Annotated in this window: 13 protein-coding genes; 6 read left to right on the forward strand and 7 right to left on the reverse strand. The window is 63.2% G+C overall.

The window, feature by feature from the left end:
* Positions 1 to 106: 106 nt before the first annotated feature.
* Positions 107 to 1,027, reverse strand: coding sequence for a LysR family transcriptional regulator (locus AC04SH_RS05680; RefSeq protein WP_488574273.1), 921 nt, complete (start codon positions 1,025 to 1,027; stop codon positions 107 to 109).
* A gap of 140 nt (positions 1,028 to 1,167) precedes the next feature.
* On the opposite strand from AC04SH_RS05680, the gene AC04SH_RS05685 reads away from it, so the two are divergent.
* The 4 genes from AC04SH_RS05685 to AC04SH_RS05700 all read left to right on the forward strand — a co-directional run bounded on the left by AC04SH_RS05685 (position 1,168) and on the right by AC04SH_RS05700 (position 5,815).
* Positions 1,168 to 2,385, forward strand: a complete 1,218-nt coding sequence (locus AC04SH_RS05685) for a urate hydroxylase PuuD (protein ID WP_488574274.1) — start codon at positions 1,168 to 1,170, stop codon at positions 2,383 to 2,385.
* A gap of 2 nt (positions 2,386 to 2,387) precedes the next feature.
* Entirely contained in the window at positions 2,388 to 3,704 is a 1,317-nt protein-coding gene (gene guaD / locus AC04SH_RS05690; protein ID WP_488574275.1) for a guanine deaminase, read from the forward strand.
* Between the two features lie 351 nt (positions 3,705 to 4,055).
* Positions 4,056 to 4,553 carry a heme-degrading domain-containing protein gene (locus AC04SH_RS05695; RefSeq protein ID WP_488574276.1) on the forward strand — a complete coding sequence of 166 codons (498 nt, stop codon included), beginning with the start codon at positions 4,056 to 4,058 and terminating at the stop codon, positions 4,551 to 4,553.
* Positions 4,550 to 5,815, forward strand: coding sequence for a glycerate kinase type-2 family protein (locus AC04SH_RS05700; protein WP_488574277.1), 1,266 nt, complete (start codon positions 4,550 to 4,552; stop codon positions 5,813 to 5,815). Before AC04SH_RS05695 ends, AC04SH_RS05700 begins: the two co-directional genes overlap by 4 nt.
* 223 nt (positions 5,816 to 6,038) lie before the next feature.
* On the opposite strand, the gene AC04SH_RS05705 is transcribed toward AC04SH_RS05700, so the two are convergent.
* The 4 genes from AC04SH_RS05705 to AC04SH_RS05720 form a co-directional block, all read right to left on the reverse strand.
* Positions 6,039 to 7,499 carry a UdgX family uracil-DNA binding protein gene (locus AC04SH_RS05705; protein WP_488574278.1) on the reverse strand — a complete coding sequence of 487 codons (1,461 nt, stop codon included), beginning with the start codon at positions 7,497 to 7,499 and terminating at the stop codon, positions 6,039 to 6,041.
* Between the two features lie 2 nt (positions 7,500 to 7,501).
* Entirely contained in the window at positions 7,502 to 8,737 is a 1,236-nt protein-coding gene (locus AC04SH_RS05710) for a putative DNA modification/repair radical SAM protein (RefSeq protein ID WP_488574279.1), read from the reverse strand.
* A gap of 87 nt (positions 8,738 to 8,824) precedes the next feature.
* Positions 8,825 to 10,210, reverse strand: coding sequence for a glutamine synthetase family protein (locus tag AC04SH_RS05715; protein ID WP_477231982.1), 1,386 nt, complete (start codon positions 10,208 to 10,210; stop codon positions 8,825 to 8,827).
* 62 nt (positions 10,211 to 10,272) lie between these two features.
* Positions 10,273 to 11,655: an aspartate aminotransferase family protein gene (locus tag AC04SH_RS05720; protein ID WP_488574280.1), complete on the reverse strand. Its 1,383-nt coding sequence runs from the start codon at positions 11,653 to 11,655 to the stop codon at positions 10,273 to 10,275.
* 157 nt (positions 11,656 to 11,812) lie between these two features.
* Here AC04SH_RS05720 and AC04SH_RS05725 point away from each other — a divergent pair, with 157 nt between their 5' ends.
* Positions 11,813 to 12,265, forward strand: coding sequence for a hypothetical protein (locus tag AC04SH_RS05725; RefSeq protein ID WP_488574281.1), 453 nt, complete (start codon positions 11,813 to 11,815; stop codon positions 12,263 to 12,265).
* A gap of 17 nt (positions 12,266 to 12,282) precedes the next feature.
* On the opposite strand, the gene AC04SH_RS05730 is transcribed toward AC04SH_RS05725, so the two are convergent.
* On the reverse strand, positions 12,283 to 12,714 hold the full coding sequence (locus AC04SH_RS05730; RefSeq protein ID WP_488574282.1) for a MarR family winged helix-turn-helix transcriptional regulator: 432 nt from the start codon (positions 12,712 to 12,714) through the stop codon (positions 12,283 to 12,285).
* 64 nt (positions 12,715 to 12,778) lie between these two features.
* On the opposite strand from AC04SH_RS05730, the gene AC04SH_RS05735 reads away from it, so the two are divergent.
* Positions 12,779 to 13,234, forward strand: a complete 456-nt coding sequence (locus tag AC04SH_RS05735) for a hypothetical protein (protein WP_488574283.1) — start codon at positions 12,779 to 12,781, stop codon at positions 13,232 to 13,234.
* Positions 13,235 to 13,236: 2 nt separating this feature from the next.
* Here AC04SH_RS05735 and AC04SH_RS05740 read toward each other — a convergent pair whose 3' ends face one another.
* Positions 13,237 to 14,211 carry a WD40 repeat domain-containing protein gene (locus tag AC04SH_RS05740; protein WP_488574284.1) on the reverse strand — a complete coding sequence of 325 codons (975 nt, stop codon included), beginning with the start codon at positions 14,209 to 14,211 and terminating at the stop codon, positions 13,237 to 13,239.
* Positions 14,212 to 14,479 lie beyond the last annotated feature (268 nt).

Raw genomic sequence — 14,479 nt, forward strand, 5'->3', positions numbered from 1 at the left:
CGTCAGTCGGCGCGGGGCCATCGAGGCGGAGTATGCAAACCTAAAGTCGCCTGCGTGTAAGGCAACCCTTGCGACTGGGCCAACGGCCCATCACGTGCCGTCCAGCCTATTTGCCTGCGAGCAAATCCTTAATCAGCCGCTGGCAGCGCTCGGCCATGAAGTCCAGCAGCAACCGCACCTTGGGATCCTGCAGCTTCTTGTGCGGATAGACGGCAGCGAACTGCACCGGGGTCGGCGGCGTGCTGGCCAGGATCACCTTCAGCCGCTGGTCACGGATGAAGGGTTCGACCTCGAAGCGCGGCTTATTGATGATGCCGCGTCCCGACAGCGCCCAGCCGGTCAGCACGTCGCCATCGTCGGTGTCGTAGGGGCCGTGCACTTCGAATTTCTGCGGGCCGGACGGCGTCTGCAGCGTCCAGACATATTCGCGCGCGCCGGAATAGCGCAGCATCAGGCAATCATGCTTCTTGCCGATCAGTTCCTGCGGCTCCAGCGGTTCGCCGCGCGCTTCCAGATATTTCGGCGCCGCGACCAGCACCCGCTCGCATTCCATGATGCCGCGCATGCGCAGGCTGGAATCCTCGATGATGCCGAGCTTGAAGGCGACGTCGATGCCTTCTTTCATGATGTCGATATTGTGGTCGGAGAGCCTCAGCCGCACCTCGATATCGGGGTATTTGTCGTGGAAATCCGGAATGCCCGAGGCCACCAGCCGCCGGCCGAGGCCGAGCGGCGCAGTGACCCGGATGGTTCCACGCGGCTGGCCGGAGAGCGCCGAGACGGCTGCCTCGGCTTCCGTGATCGCCTCCAGTACCTGCTTGGCGCCGGAGTAAAACACCGTGCCGTGCTCTGTCGGCATCAACTGCCGTGTCGTGCGGTTGAACAGCCGCACGCCAAGGTGTTTTTCCAGTTCCTTGATGCGGTTGGACGCAACCGCCGGCGAAATGCGCATGTCGCGGCCTGCAGCCGACAGATTGCCGAGCTCGACGACGCGAACGAAGACGGCGATGTTGTCGAGATAGGCCATGCTGGTTCGTGGCTCTTATGTGGCTGCGTGTGTGGTCAGCCTAGTATTTTCCATTTTTTTTTGAAAGTCATCGTACACCTCGCCTCTTTTCGTTTGCGTACCACACCGTAAAGTCAACCGAACGGCAGGGACGATTTCACATGATGGATTTCGCGATTTTCTGGGACTGGCTGAGCTTTGCCGTGCGCTGGCTGCACGTCATCACCGGCATCGCGTGGATCGGCTCGTCGTTCTATTTCGTCGCGCTCGATCTTGGCCTGCGCCAGCGCCCCGGCATGCCGGTCGGCGCCTTCGGCGAGGAATGGCAGGTGCATGGCGGCGGCTTCTACCACATTCAGAAATACCTGGTGGCGCCGGCCGAAATGCCGGAACACTTGACCTGGTTCAAATGGGAATCCTACGCCACCTGGCTGTCCGGCTTCGCCATGCTGTGCGTAGTCTACTATGCCGGCGCCGACCTGTTCCTGATCGATCCCAATGTGCTGCCGATGTCGGTGCCGGTCGGTATCCTGTTGTCGATGGCCACCATCGGCGTCGGCTGGGTAGTCTACGATCTGCTCTGCCGCTCGCCGCTGGGCAAAAGCGACACCGGGCTGATGCTGGTGCTCTACGGCGTGCTGGTGTTCATCGCCTGGGGGCTGACGCATCTGTTCACCGGCCGCGCCGCCTTCCTGCATCTGGGCGCCATCACCGCCACGATCATGTCGGCCAATGTGTTCATGGTGATTATTCCAAACCAGAAGATCGTCGTCGCCGACCTGATCGCCGGGCGCAAGCCCGATCCGAAATACGGCAAGATCGCCAAGCAGCGCTCGCTGCACAACAACTACCTGACGCTGCCCGTGCTGTTCCTGATGCTGTCGAACCACTATCCGCTGGCGTTCGCGACTGAGTTCAACTGGGTCATCGCCTCGCTGGTGTTCATCATCGGCATGCTGATCCGGCACTATTTCAACACCGTGCACAAGCGTGCCGGCAACCCGCACTGGACCTGGATGGCGGCCGCCGTGCTTTTCGTCATCATCATCTGGCTGTCGACGGCGCCGAAAGTGCTGACCGGCGAGCCCAAGGCATCCGCCGCGGCGGAGGTCTATATCGCCTCTTCGCATTTCCCCGCGGTGCGCGACACCGTGCTTGGCCGCTGCTCTATGTGCCATGCCGCAGAGCCGGTCTATGAAGGCATCTACCACGCACCCAAGGGCGTGATGCTCGACACCGATGCCGGCATTGCCGAGCATGCCCGCGAGATTTATCTGCAGGCCGGGCGCAGCCACGCCATGCCGCCGGCCAACATCACCCAGATCAGCGACAAGGAGCGGGCGCTGCTGGTCGCCTGGTTCGAAGGCGCAGGGAAATAAGCATGACCTCCACACTTCTGCGCGGCCGCACGCTGAGCTTTTTGCGCTGGCCCGAAGCGATCGATGACCATGCCGCCTGGCGCTACGAGGAGGATGGCGGCCTTTTGATCCGCGACGGCCGGATCATAGCGGCCGGCCCCTATGCGCAGGTCGAGAAACAGGCCGGCGAGGGCGTAAAAAAGATCGACCATCGGCCGCATCTGCTGTTGCCGGGCTTCATCGACGCGCATGTGCATTTTCCGCAGATGCAGGTGATCGCCTCCTACGGCGCCGAACTGCTCGACTGGCTAAACACCTACACTTTTCCCGAAGAGACCAAATTTTCCAACGCCCAGCACGGCCGCCGCATCGCGCGGCTGTTCCTGGACGAAATGGTACGCCACGGCACCACGACGGTCGCCGCCTACTGTTCCGTGCACAAGGCCTCGGCCGAGGCCTTCTTCGCCGAATCGCATGCGCGCGGCATGCTCAACATTGCCGGCAAGGTGATGATGGACCGCAATGCGCCGGCAGGCGTGCTCGACACGCCGCAATCCGGCTATGACGATACCAAGGCGCTGATTGCGGAATGGCATGGCAAGGGGCGCCAGCTTTATGCGATCACGCCGCGCTTCGCCATCACCTCGTCGCCCGAGCAGCTGGAGATGTCCGGCGCGCTCTGTCGCGAGCATCCCGATCTGCACATGCAGACGCATCTGTCGGAAAACCACGCCGAGATCGCCTTCACGCAAAAGCTCTATCCGCAGGCGCGTGACTATACCGATGTCTACGAGATGTACGGGCTGCTGGGGCCAAAGAGCCTGTTCGGCCACTGCATCCATCTCAGCGAACGTGAGGCCGATGCGCTGTCGGACTCGGGCTCGGTGGCGGTATTCTGCCCTACCTCGAACCTGTTCCTCGGCTCCGGCCTGTTCGACTACCAACGCTTTCGCCGCCGCGACAAGCCGCTGCGCATAGCGGCCGCCACCGATGTCGGCGGCGGCACCAATTACTCGATGCTGCGCACCATGGACGAAGGCTACAAGGTGATCGCGCTGAATGGCGAGAAGCTGAACCCGCTCCAGTCCTTCTGGCAGATCACGCGCGGCAATGCCGAAGCGTTGTCGGTGGCGGAGAAAGTCGGCACGCTGGATGAAGGTACCGATGCCGACATCACCGTGCTCGACGCCCGCGCCACGCCGGCGATGCGGCTGCGGATGGAGACGGTGGAGACACTGGCCGAGGAACTGTTCCTGCTGCAGACGCTGGGCGACGACCGCGCGGTGCGCGAGGTCTATGTTGCGGGAAGGCCCGCGAAGAGTGACATGATCGCGGGGTAAGACCCGCCCCCAGGGGAGAGGACCGCAGCTCGACGGAGTGGGGTCGATCTTTGCGCTGGACAAGATGATGATTGCGCCTGGTTGCCAAGTGGTTCCCCCACTCCGTCGCCGCTGCGCGGCGCCACCTCTCCCCCCTCCGGAGGGAGAGGAAGGGGCCTCTGCTTCACAGGACGGGCGTCGGTTCGGACAGCTTGGCGCCCTTCCTCTACCCCGTCGATCGGGGGAGAGGTGTCGAGCGAAGCTCGACGGAGTGGGGGTCGACGCTGGCGGGGCAGGACGACCGCCGCAACGGGAGCTTGACCGGGCGGAGCTTGTCGTACACACGACGTGTGACGATTTCGGAGAAAGAAAATGGCCGCTGCGGACGACATCGCTCTGATCCAGAAGCAGGAAGAGACGCTGGTCTTCCCGGCCTTCGACGAGGCAGTGGCCTTCAAGATTGGCGTCGCGATCCGCAAGCGGGCGCTTGCTGACAATTTGCCGATCATTGTCGACATCAGGCTGTGGGATCGCCCCCTGTTCTACGCTGCCATGCCGGGCTCGAATGCCTCCAATCCGGACTGGGCGCGGCGCAAGATCAATGTGGTGAAGCGCTACCTCAAGAGCACCTACCGCATGGTGCTGGAGCAGCAGCGTCCCGACCGCACTTTCAAGATCGGCGAAGGGCTGGACATTGTCGACTATGTGCTGGCCGGAGGCGGTTTTCCGGTGACGGTCAAAGGCGCCGGCGTTATTGGCGCGATTACGGTCTCCGGCCTGCCGGAGCGCCAGGACCATGGCGTCGTCGTCGATGCGTTGTGCGATCATCTCGGCGTCGACAAGCGTGGACTGGCGCTGGCTGCGGAATGACCGTGCTCGAACCCAAATCCTTCCTCATCTCCATCTTCGACGCCGCCGTTGCTGCCGCCGATCCGGAACGCACGATCCGGGATCATCTGCCGGCGAAACCTAGAGGCCGCACCATTGTCATCGGCGCCGGTAAAGGTTCGGCGCAGATGGCGGCGGCGTTCGAGAAGGTCTGGGACGGCCCGATCGAAGGGCTGGTCGTCACCCGCTACGGCTACGGCGCCAAATGCGAGCGCATCGAGATCATTGAGGCGGCGCATCCGGTGCCGGACGCAGCCGGTCTCGAAGCCTCGCGCCGCCTGCTCGAGAAGGTGCAGGGGCTGACGGCTGACGATCTGGTCGTGGCGCTGATCTCCGGTGGCGGCTCGGCACTGCTGCCATCTCCCGCCGCCGGCCTGACATTGGCCAACGAGATCGCCGTCAACGAGGCGCTGCTCGCCTCCGGCGCGCCGATCGCGGCCATGAACACCATCCGCAAGCATGTCTCGACCATCAAGGGCGGCCGGCTGGCTGCAGCCGCCTGGCCGGCCAAAGTGGTGTCGCTGGTGGTCTCCGACATTCCCGGCGACAACCCGGCTCTCGTTGCCTCCGGTCCTACCGTGCCGGACACCGGCAGCCGCGAGGACGCGCTGGCCTCGATAGCGGCCTATGGCATGAAGTTGCCGGATGCCGTGATGGAGCACATCAACTCGGCGGAGGCCGATGCACCAAGTCCTGGGGATGAGCGCTTTGCCGGCAATGAAGTGCATCTCATCGCTTCGGCCGGCGTATCGCTGGAAGCGGCTTCCGCCGAGGCAAAACGGCAAGGCATCGAGGCCGTCATTCTCTCCGATTCCATCGAGGGCGAGGCGCGCGAGGTCGGCGGCGTGCACGCCGCAATTGCACGCGAAGTGGCGACGCGTAACCGGCCGTTCCAGAAGCCTGTGCTGATCCTGTCGGGCGGTGAAACCACGGTCACCTTGCGCGCCAAGGGCAAGGGCGGCCGCAATTCCGAATTCCTGCTCGCCTTCGCCATCGGCATCAGCGGTGCGGACAACATCCATGCCCTGGCCGCCGACACGGACGGCATCGACGGTTCGGAAGACAATGCCGGCGCCTTCGCTGATGGCTCGACGGTATCGCGTATGCGAGCGGCCAGTGTGGACGCCAAGGCGATGCTGGCGGGAAACAATGCCTGGACGGCTTTCAATGCTGTGGGCGACCTGTTTGTACCGGGGCCCACGGGCACGAATGTGAATGATTTGAGGGCGATCCTCATTCGTTAGGGCGCGGGCAGTGCCTTTAACGCAACGTTCGCGCTGCCCCTCATCCGCCTGCCGGCACCTTCTCCCCGTATAGTGACGGGGAGAAGGAAAGCTACGCGCCTTCGCGCCCTTCCTGCAACATTGGCGACTGGCGAAGCGCCGAAGACAGCGTCTTTCTCCCCGTCACTATACGGGGAGAAATGTCCGGCAGGACAATGAGGGGCGGCGCTGACAGACAGCCTAATCACGCCACCATCAACCGCTTCACCTCTTTCATATCCCGCAAAAACCGCTCGCGCTCAGCGTCCTTCTCCGCAGGCTCGTGGATGCGCAGGATAAAGGATGGGTGAATGGTGACGAACACGCGCAGCCCATCTTCCCGCTCGATCACCTGCCCGCGCATCTTCGTCACCGGAATAGCCTTGCCCAGCAACGACAGCGCCGCCGTTGCGCCGAGCGCCACGGCTAGGTCTGGCTTGATCAGGTCCAATTCTTTGCCGATCCACCAGCGGCAAGCCTGAACCTCGCCGGCATTCGGCTTGGAATGGATGCGGCGCTTGCCGCGCGGCTCGAACTTGAAGTGCTTGACCGCGTTGGTGACGTAGACTTTTTGCCGATCGACGCCGGCGTCATCGAGGATTGCATCGAAGACTTTGCCTGCCGGGCCGACAAACGGTTTGCCGGCGAGATCCTCCTGGTCGCCCGGCTGTTCGCCAACGAAGACCACCTTGGCATTGTCAGGCCCCTCGCCGAACACGGTTTGCGTCGCGTCGCGCCAGAGCGGGCAGCGGCGGCAGCCTTGCGCGGCTTCGCGCAGTTCGGAAATGGTGCTGGCGTCATCATCCTGCGCCTCGGCAGGCTCGCGCTTTGGCCAATGTTTCGCCTGCACCTTGGCGTGGTGCGGCGCCGGCGTTGTCGGCATTCTGGCAATCATATCCCTGGCGGCCTCGTCCGCTCCTGCGATCAGATCTGGAATGAGCGAGGCCTCGGGAAGGTTCCGCCAATATTTCTTCGGCATCTCCTTCTGCATGGCTTTCACCTTGAGCCGCGCCGGGTTGAAGATGTTCTCGAAATAGGTCAGCCACAGCGCCTCGGTGTCGTCTTGCGCCGGTGCATCTGCCTTGGCGGCGCCCGGCCCGATGACCAGCCTTTCGCCGTCCCAGTCGGCGGAGGCATAGGGCGTCAGGATGGTCCAGCGCATACCCGTAAAACGCCTGACGAAGAAATCCGCGTTGCGCTCGACGATGAAATGCTCCGGCTCGAACCAGGCGACATAACGCTCCTCACTGCCCTCGCCGATCTTCCGGAAGCGCACGAAGGCATGCATCTTGTGGCTGTCGCGCCGCACCGCCTTTTCCATGGCTTCAAGCCGCCTGGTGTCGGTATCCGATGCGATCGCCAGCAGTTTCGGCTCGGTGCGCAGACGCCACAGCATCCGGTAGAGAAAGGCAAACCGGTCGGGGTCGGAGTGGCAGAAGGCGGTTTCGGCTTGGGCGATGAACTCGCGCGGTACGGTGAGTTGCGCGCCATCTGGCACAGAAGGCAAATCGACTAGTTCGGCACCCGCTTCCACACCCCAAGCGATGTCCTCGGGCCGGACTTCGTTCAGCGCCAGCCGCCGCGCCGCGTCGCGCCAGCCTGCAAAATCGGTCTCGCTGGAGAGCTGCACACTGTATCTGGCAAGGTTGAGCTGAGCCGGCTGCATGGTCAAAACAGCGACAGCTGTTCGCACGAGCGCACGATGGTGTCGCGCAGGCCAGATTTGTCCGTCAGTCCGCCCGGCGACCAGCCTTCTGCAATGATGAAGGGCCGCAGCTTGGCGACCGAGTGGCATATCCGTCCGACATCTTCCAGCCGCATGCGTCGGTGGCGACGGGTTTCCAGGATCTTCGCCACCACCTTGGTACCGAGGCCGGGCACGCGCAGCAGTGCCTCGCGGTCGGCGCGGTTGATGTCGACCGGAAACCGGCCCCGGTTGCGCAGCGCCCAGGCTAGCTTCGGGTCGATGGCGAGGTCGAGCATGCCGTCGCTGCTGCCGGCCAGGATTTCCGGTTGCGAAAAACCGTAGAAGCGCATCAGCCAGTCGGCCTGATAGAGCCGGTGCTCGCGCATCAGTGGCGGCTTTTTCAGCGGCAGCGATGATGACGAATCCGGAATCGGGCTGAAGGCAGAATAATAGACCCGCCGCAGATGATAGCTGCCATAGAGGCGCTCGCTGGTGTGCAATATGCCATCGTCGGATGTCTTGTCGGCGCCAACGATCATCTGCGTCGATTGTCCGCCCGGCGCAAAGCGTTCGCGCTTCTTGGTCCTCAGTGTCGGTTCGGCCCTTTCCTCCATTTTGCTGCGCAGCCTGGCCATCGAGAGACGGATCGTTTCCGGCTTCTTCTCTGGGGCCAGTTTTTTGACGCCTTCATCGGTCGGCAGTTCGACATTGATCGACAGCCGGTCGGCATAAAGCCCGGCCTGCTCGACCAATTCGGCCGAGCTTTCCGGAATGGTTTTCAGATGGATATAGCCGGAGAATTTTTCGTCGAGCCGCAGCCGCCGCGCCACCTCGACCATCTCGGCCATGGTCTCGTCCGGCGAGCGGATGACGCCTGAGGACAGGAAAAGGCCCTCTATGTAGTTGCGTCGGTAGAAATCCATGGTCAGCTTCACCACCTCGTCGATGCTGAAGCGGGCGCGCCGCACATTCGAGGACGAGCGGTTGATGCAATAGCTGCAATCGTAGATGCAGAAATTGGTGAGCAGGATTTTCAGCAGCGAAATGCAGCGGCCGTCCGGCGCATAGGAGTGGCAGATGCCCATGCCTTCGGTGGAGCCGATGCCGCCGGATTTGAGCGAATCCTTTTTCGCCGAGCCCGACGAGGCGCAAGAGGCGTCGTATTTGGCGGCGTCTGACAGGATTGCCAGCTTTTCACGGACGATGAGTGCGCTCATTTGTTCATGATATGTTCTCACGGATTTAAGCGCTACCTCATTTGAGACAGGCGGCGAAAAAGTGATCGCCGCCTGCTCAACAGGCCGTCAAACTTCGTGGAGGTAAAGGTGGTAGTCCAGCTCGCTGACGGTGCGGGCGACGCGCAGATATTCGGACTGCTTGATCGCCACGAAGGTGCGATGCAGATCCTCGCCCAGCGCCTCTTTCAGGAAGCTCGATGCCCGCGCCGCCTCGATCGCGGCGCGCCAGTCGACCGGCATGGTCGTGCGCGTGACGGCGGCTTCATAGCCATTGCCGGTGGTCTCCGGACCGGGGTCGAGACCTTCGTCCAGTCCCTTGATGATGCCGGCCAGCACGGTTGCGGCGATCAGGTAGGGATTGGCGTCGACGCCCGACGGCCGATGTTCGATGCGCCGGTTCTTCGCATCGCCAGCCGGCACGCGCAGCGCCACCGAGCGGTTGTTGACGCCCCAGGTCGGCGCCACCGGCGCATAGGATTGCGAGACGAAGCGCCGCCAGGAATTGGCGTGCGGCGCAAACACCAGCATCGATTCCGCCATGGTCTGGATCAGGCCGCCGAGCCCCTGCAGCAGCGGCAGCGACCAGCTCTCGCCGCCGGCCTCGGCAAAGACGTTCCGGCCGGCCTTGTCCTGCAGCGAGACATGGAAATGCATGCCGGAGCCGGCGTATTTTTCGATCGGCTTGGCCATGAAGCAGGCGGTGACGCCGTGGCGACGCGCCTGCGCCCGCACCAGCCGCTTCAGCATGACGAGATCGTCGGCCGCTCGCATCACATCCTTGCGGTAGTTCAGCGTCAGTTCGTACTGGCCGGGCGCATATTCGGAAATCACCGTTTCGGCCGGAATGCCTTGCGCCTTGGCCGCGGCATAGATGTCGGAAAACAGCGGCTCCATGCCGTGCAGATGGTCGACGGAATAGACCTCCGTCTTGGCCGAGCGGCGGCCGTCGAGCACGGCGTCGGCCGGCTTCACCTTGCCGTCGGCATCGCGCTCATTGGCAAGCAGGAAAAATTCGAGTTCGAAGGCGCCGGCGGGATAGAGGCCCTTTGCGGCCAATATGTCGACCTGCCTGGCCAGCGCCAGCCGCGGGTCCGACGACATAGGCTTCCCGTCGAGATGGTACATCGCCATCAGCAGCTGGCCGCGGGGCGGGCTGGTGCCATAGAGCGGCACCAGCGTGCCGGGGATCGGCCATGCCCTGAGGTCGCCGTCGCCGGTCGTCCAGATCAGTCCGGTCTCGTGCACATCCTCGCCGGTGATGTCGAGGCCGAGGATCGAGATCGGCATGTGGCGGCCGCCCTCATAAATGCTTTTCAGCTCATGCCGACGCACAATCTTGCCGCGACCGACCCCATTGGCGTCGGTCAAGACGATGTCAAAAGCCTCGATTTCAGGATGGGCGTCGAGAAAGGCTTGCGCCTCGGCGGGCGTCGAGCCCGAAGGTGAAGTCATGATTGCTGTACTCAAGGTTGGCTTGGCGGCCCGTTCGTTAGCTGCCCGTTCAGTCGCTTGTCTCATGCCGTCAGCCTTGCCGCAACCGTGGCGAAGGCGGTGATCAGCCGGTTGACCTGGGCGCCGGTGGTGGCCGGCGAGATTAGCATCATGTTGTGGAAGGGTGCGATCAGCACGCCCTGGTTGACCAGCGCGACGTGAACAGCCGCTTCAAGCTCCGGCGCATGCGCAGTCTCGGCCTCGGCGCCATTGCGCAGCGGACCGGGCGCGCAGATGAACTCGACGCGAGCGCCGACGCGGGCGACATGCCAGGGCAGGTTGTGGCGGTCGATGACCCCGGTCAGCCCGGCGTCGAGCCGGAGCGCCAGGCGGTCCATCCGGTCATAATTTTCCTGCGTCATCACTTCTTCCAGCGTCGCGCGCATGGCCGCGAATTGCAAAGGATTGGCCGATAGCGTCGTGCCCATACCGGAATATCCGGGTTGCTTGGTTCTGTTGTAGTCGGCGTAGCGGTTGGCGAGCCCCTCGCTCATGCCCCACACACTCGCCGGCACGCCGCCGGCGATCGGCTTGCCCAGCACGAACAGGTCGGGATCCAGCCCATATTTCCTGGTGTAGCCGCCGGGGCCGGTGGAGATTGTGTGGGTCTCGTCGATCAGAAGCAGCGTTCCGGCCGCGCGCGTCAGTTCGCGCAAGGCACGGTGGAAACCCGGATCGGGCAGCACCATGCAGGAATTGGTCAGCACCGGCTCGGTGATGACACAGGCCACGTCTTTGTCCTTGAGCGCCGCTTCCAGTGCGGCGACATCGTTGAATTCGATAACCTTCGCGGTCCTGGTCAGGTCGCGGAATTCGCCCGCCAGTCCCGGCCGGTTTACAGCTTTGCCGTCGACCAGCCGCACCATCGTCTCGTCGACCGAGCCGTGATAGCAGCCGTTGAAGACCAGTATTTTTTCACGGCCCGTCACGGCGCGGGCCACGCGCAGCGCAAAGCGGTTGGCGTCGGTGGCTGTGGTGGCGATTTGCCAGAACGGCAGGCCGAAGCGCTCTTGCAACAGCTGCCCGATGGCCAGCGCATCCTCCGACGGCAGCATATAGGTCAGGCCGCGTCCGGCCTGGCGACGGATGGCGCGCGCCACCGGCGGCGGCGAGTGGCCGAACATAGAGCCGGTGTCGCCGAGGCAGAAATCGTCGAGCCTGTTGCCGTCAATGTCGGTGATGGTGGCGCCTTTGGCGCTGTCGACCAGGATCGGGAACGGCGTCGGCCAGTCGTTCATCCAGTGCATCGGCACGCCGCCGAAGAAGCCGGGCAGGCCGTTGCCGGCCTTGGCTGCCGATTTCGGCCGCGCCTTGCGGAAGGCTTCTGCCTCACTCTCGCGCAGCCTGGCGATGCGGTCACGGCTGATGCCGCCGATCGATAGGCCTGAATGGTCGGTTGAATGCATGAAAATCCCTCTCGGCCAGCACTCTAGCCAATCGCCATCTCAAACCGCAATTGGCCGCCGGGCTGCCGTGCATTGGTTCAGCGGTATCGGGCTGGTGCTTGACCTTGAGGCCAAGCCCGGTGCCAATACGGTTAGGCATTTGGTTTTGGGGGAGAAAATGCGAGCGATCATCAGCACGGCGACGTTGCTTCTGTCGGCTGGCGCGGCCTTTGCGAGCGGTGGCATCTGGTGCTCCGCCGATGACAAGGCAGCAAAATTCGAGGTCGAAGCCGGAGTCACCCGGGGCATGGGCGGGCCGACCTTCAACTTTCGTGGCGATCTCGAAATTCTCGGCCGTCCCGAGGGCGACAGCCTGCGCAAGACCGTGTTCGAGGATTCCAACCTGACCCAGTACTGGCTGGACGACAAGGAATTGCGGCTGAACATTTACAACGAGCATGAGGTCGCGCAGCACATCAACTCGGTCGAACTGACGATCCTGACCAAGACCACCGACGAAGGCGTCTATGACGGGGGCTATACGCTCGCCATCTATGACGCCGCAGCGGACAAGGACCAGGATGGCAAGCCGGTTGAAGTCACCGGCAAGGTCTCGTGCGGGGCCGAATAGCTCTTCTTGATCTGCGGTCAATCCGACTGCATCGACGCGATGGCGCGCCGCATCAGGTCGAGAAACACCAGCCGCTCATCTTCGCTTAGATCGACCAAAGCTGCTTCGTTCTGTGAACGCGCCGCCTGTGTCGCTGGTTCGCGCAGGGCAACGGCTTTTGCGGTGAGATGGATCGATTGCGAGCGCCCGTCCTCGGGGTGTGAGCGTCGTTCGATCAGCCCGTCGCGCTCCATGCGGATCAGCGTGTTGGCCATCGTCGCCTGCTCGACGCTGAGCCGCTGCACGAGTTCACGTTGCGTCAAGCCATCCTCATCCCACAGAGCCAGCAGCGCCATGAACTGAGCCGGCGCCAGACCGAGCGGCCGGATGCGCTGCTGCAGCCCGTTGGCGAACAGCCGTGCCATGTGGTTGGCCAGGAATCCGGCGGATCGTTCCTTCTGAAATGCCATGTCCGCCAGATAACAGTTGAATAGCATGCTATGCAATGATATATAGCTTGCTATGGAGATGACTATGAAAACCTGGATTCACGCAGCGGCGGGCGCCATCGCGCTCATCACAGTTTCGGTCTTCTGGCTGTCGACAGCCACAGTTGAGCTGTTCGGCGACGCGGCCGCGGTCACAACGGTCAAAAACTGTGTGCTGGCCGGTATGACCGTGCTCATCCCGGCGATGATCGTCGCCGGCGCGTCCGGCTTCTCGCTCGGCAAGGGGTGGAGGAGCCCGGTCGTCGCCCGCAAGAAACGGCGCATGCGCATCATCGCCGCCAACGGGCTGCTGGTGCTGGTGCCCTCAGCTGTCCTGCTCAGCAGCCTTGCCGATGCCGGGCGTTTCGACACCTTGTTCACAATCGTCCAGGCGATCGAACTGACGGCCGGTGCCGTCAACATCACCCTTTTGTCGCTCAACATGCACGACGGGCTGTCGCTGCGGCGAAAGCCGCTTCGGCTGGCCGCTCGGGTCCGCTGAGTTCAGGCCGAAATGTCGATAACGCCGCAGTCGCCGGCAGCGCTGCCGAAGGCGACCCGGCGCTCTTCCTTGTCCCACATCATCGCGGTGATGGCGCCCTTGCCGGGGCGGCGCAGCAGCACCTCCCTGGCATCGGCAAAGCGCACCGCCATCACCATGCCGTCATCATAGCCGACGGCCACGACATCCTGGCTTGGATGGCAGGCGACCGATGTCACCATGGCGTTGCCGCGCGTGCCGAGCTCCAGCGGCGCCTTGCCCATCGGGCCGTCCTTGCCCGAAAACGGCCAAACGATTGCCGCCGGCGCGCCGGAGCTCGCCAGCCATTTGCCCTTCACGCTCCACGACAGGCTTTTGACCTTGCCGGGATAGCCGGTCATGCGCATGTGCTTGCCGTCGGCAAGCTTCCAGCCATGCAGCGCGTTTTCCTGCATGGTGGTGACCAGGAAGGCGCCATCGGGCGAAAAGGTGATACCGGTATGGGCGCCGGCCCATTCGAGTTCCACCGGCTTGCCCTCGGCGGCCGGGAAATGCAGCGTCGCGCCATTGTAGCGGGCGACGCCGAAGCGCATGCCCTTGGGCGAGAAGGCTAGCCCCTCGACCGAACGCGGATGTGAGAATTCTTTGGTCCTGCCATCGCCAAAGCGCACAAAAGCGGTCTTGCCCGTGGCATAGGCAATCGCGCCCTGCGGCCCAGCGGAAACACTGGTGATCCATTTCTTGCCGGCGCTCGCCAGTTCGCCGACATTGCCGCCTGCGGTAACGGCAAACACCTTGCCGTCCTCGCCGCCGGTGATCAGCCGGTCATTGGCGGCATCATGGAAGGTGGAGAGCAGGCCGTCATTGGCCTGAATTGTCTTGTGGCCATTGTCGAGCCGATGAACGGCGCCATCGGCCAGCGCAAAATGCGGCACGTTGTCGAGGAAGACGGCGGCAAGGCAATGGCCATCGAGATCAAGCGGGGCAACTGTGGGCATGGCTATCTTTGTTCAATGAAAGTGCAGAGGGCGGCTTACTCGACGTTTGCACGTCCGGCAACCATGAGGTCGCGATGTCGGAACAATTGCCTGTCTCTAGTCGCCAATGATGGCGCTGCCCCTCATTGTCCTGCCGGACATTTCTCCCGGTATAATGACGGGGAGAAAGACGCTGTCGCCGATGGTTTCGCCTATCGCCAGCGTTGCAAAATAGGCGTCGGCATTGCGGCCAGTCCCCTTCTCCCCGTCACTATACGGGGAGAAGGTG

This window comes from Mesorhizobium sp. CNPSo 4688 (genome assembly GCF_057784295.1).

Bases quoted from the DNA above. Each gene is read 5' to 3' on its own strand.
- AC04SH_RS05700 (WP_488574277.1), top strand. From the start codon at position 4,550: ATGACCGTGCTCGAACCCAAATCCTTCCTCATCTCCATCTTCGACGCC.
- AC04SH_RS05725 (WP_488574281.1), top strand. From the start codon at position 11,813: ATGCGAGCGATCATCAGCACGGCGACGTTGCTTCTGTCGGCTGGCGCG.
- AC04SH_RS05680 (WP_488574273.1), bottom strand. From the start codon at position 1,027: ATGGCCTATCTCGACAACATCGCCGTCTTCGTTCGCGTCGTCGAGCTC.
- guaD (WP_488574275.1), top strand. From the start codon at position 2,388: ATGACCTCCACACTTCTGCGCGGCCGCACGCTGAGCTTTTTGCGCTGG.
- AC04SH_RS05730 (WP_488574282.1), bottom strand. From the start codon at position 12,714: ATGGCATTTCAGAAGGAACGATCCGCCGGATTCCTGGCCAACCACATG.
- AC04SH_RS05705 (WP_488574278.1), bottom strand. From the start codon at position 7,499: ATGCAGCCGGCTCAGCTCAACCTTGCCAGATACAGTGTGCAGCTCTCC.
- AC04SH_RS05740 (WP_488574284.1), bottom strand. From the start codon at position 14,211: ATGCCCACAGTTGCCCCGCTTGATCTCGATGGCCATTGCCTTGCCGCC.
- AC04SH_RS05715 (WP_477231982.1), bottom strand. From the start codon at position 10,210: ATGACTTCACCTTCGGGCTCGACGCCCGCCGAGGCGCAAGCCTTTCTC.
- AC04SH_RS05695 (WP_488574276.1), top strand. From the start codon at position 4,056: ATGGCCGCTGCGGACGACATCGCTCTGATCCAGAAGCAGGAAGAGACG.
- AC04SH_RS05720 (WP_488574280.1), bottom strand. From the start codon at position 11,655: ATGCATTCAACCGACCATTCAGGCCTATCGATCGGCGGCATCAGCCGT.
- AC04SH_RS05710 (WP_488574279.1), bottom strand. From the start codon at position 8,737: ATGAGCGCACTCATCGTCCGTGAAAAGCTGGCAATCCTGTCAGACGCC.
- AC04SH_RS05685 (WP_488574274.1), top strand. From the start codon at position 1,168: ATGATGGATTTCGCGATTTTCTGGGACTGGCTGAGCTTTGCCGTGCGC.
- AC04SH_RS05735 (WP_488574283.1), top strand. From the start codon at position 12,779: ATGAAAACCTGGATTCACGCAGCGGCGGGCGCCATCGCGCTCATCACA.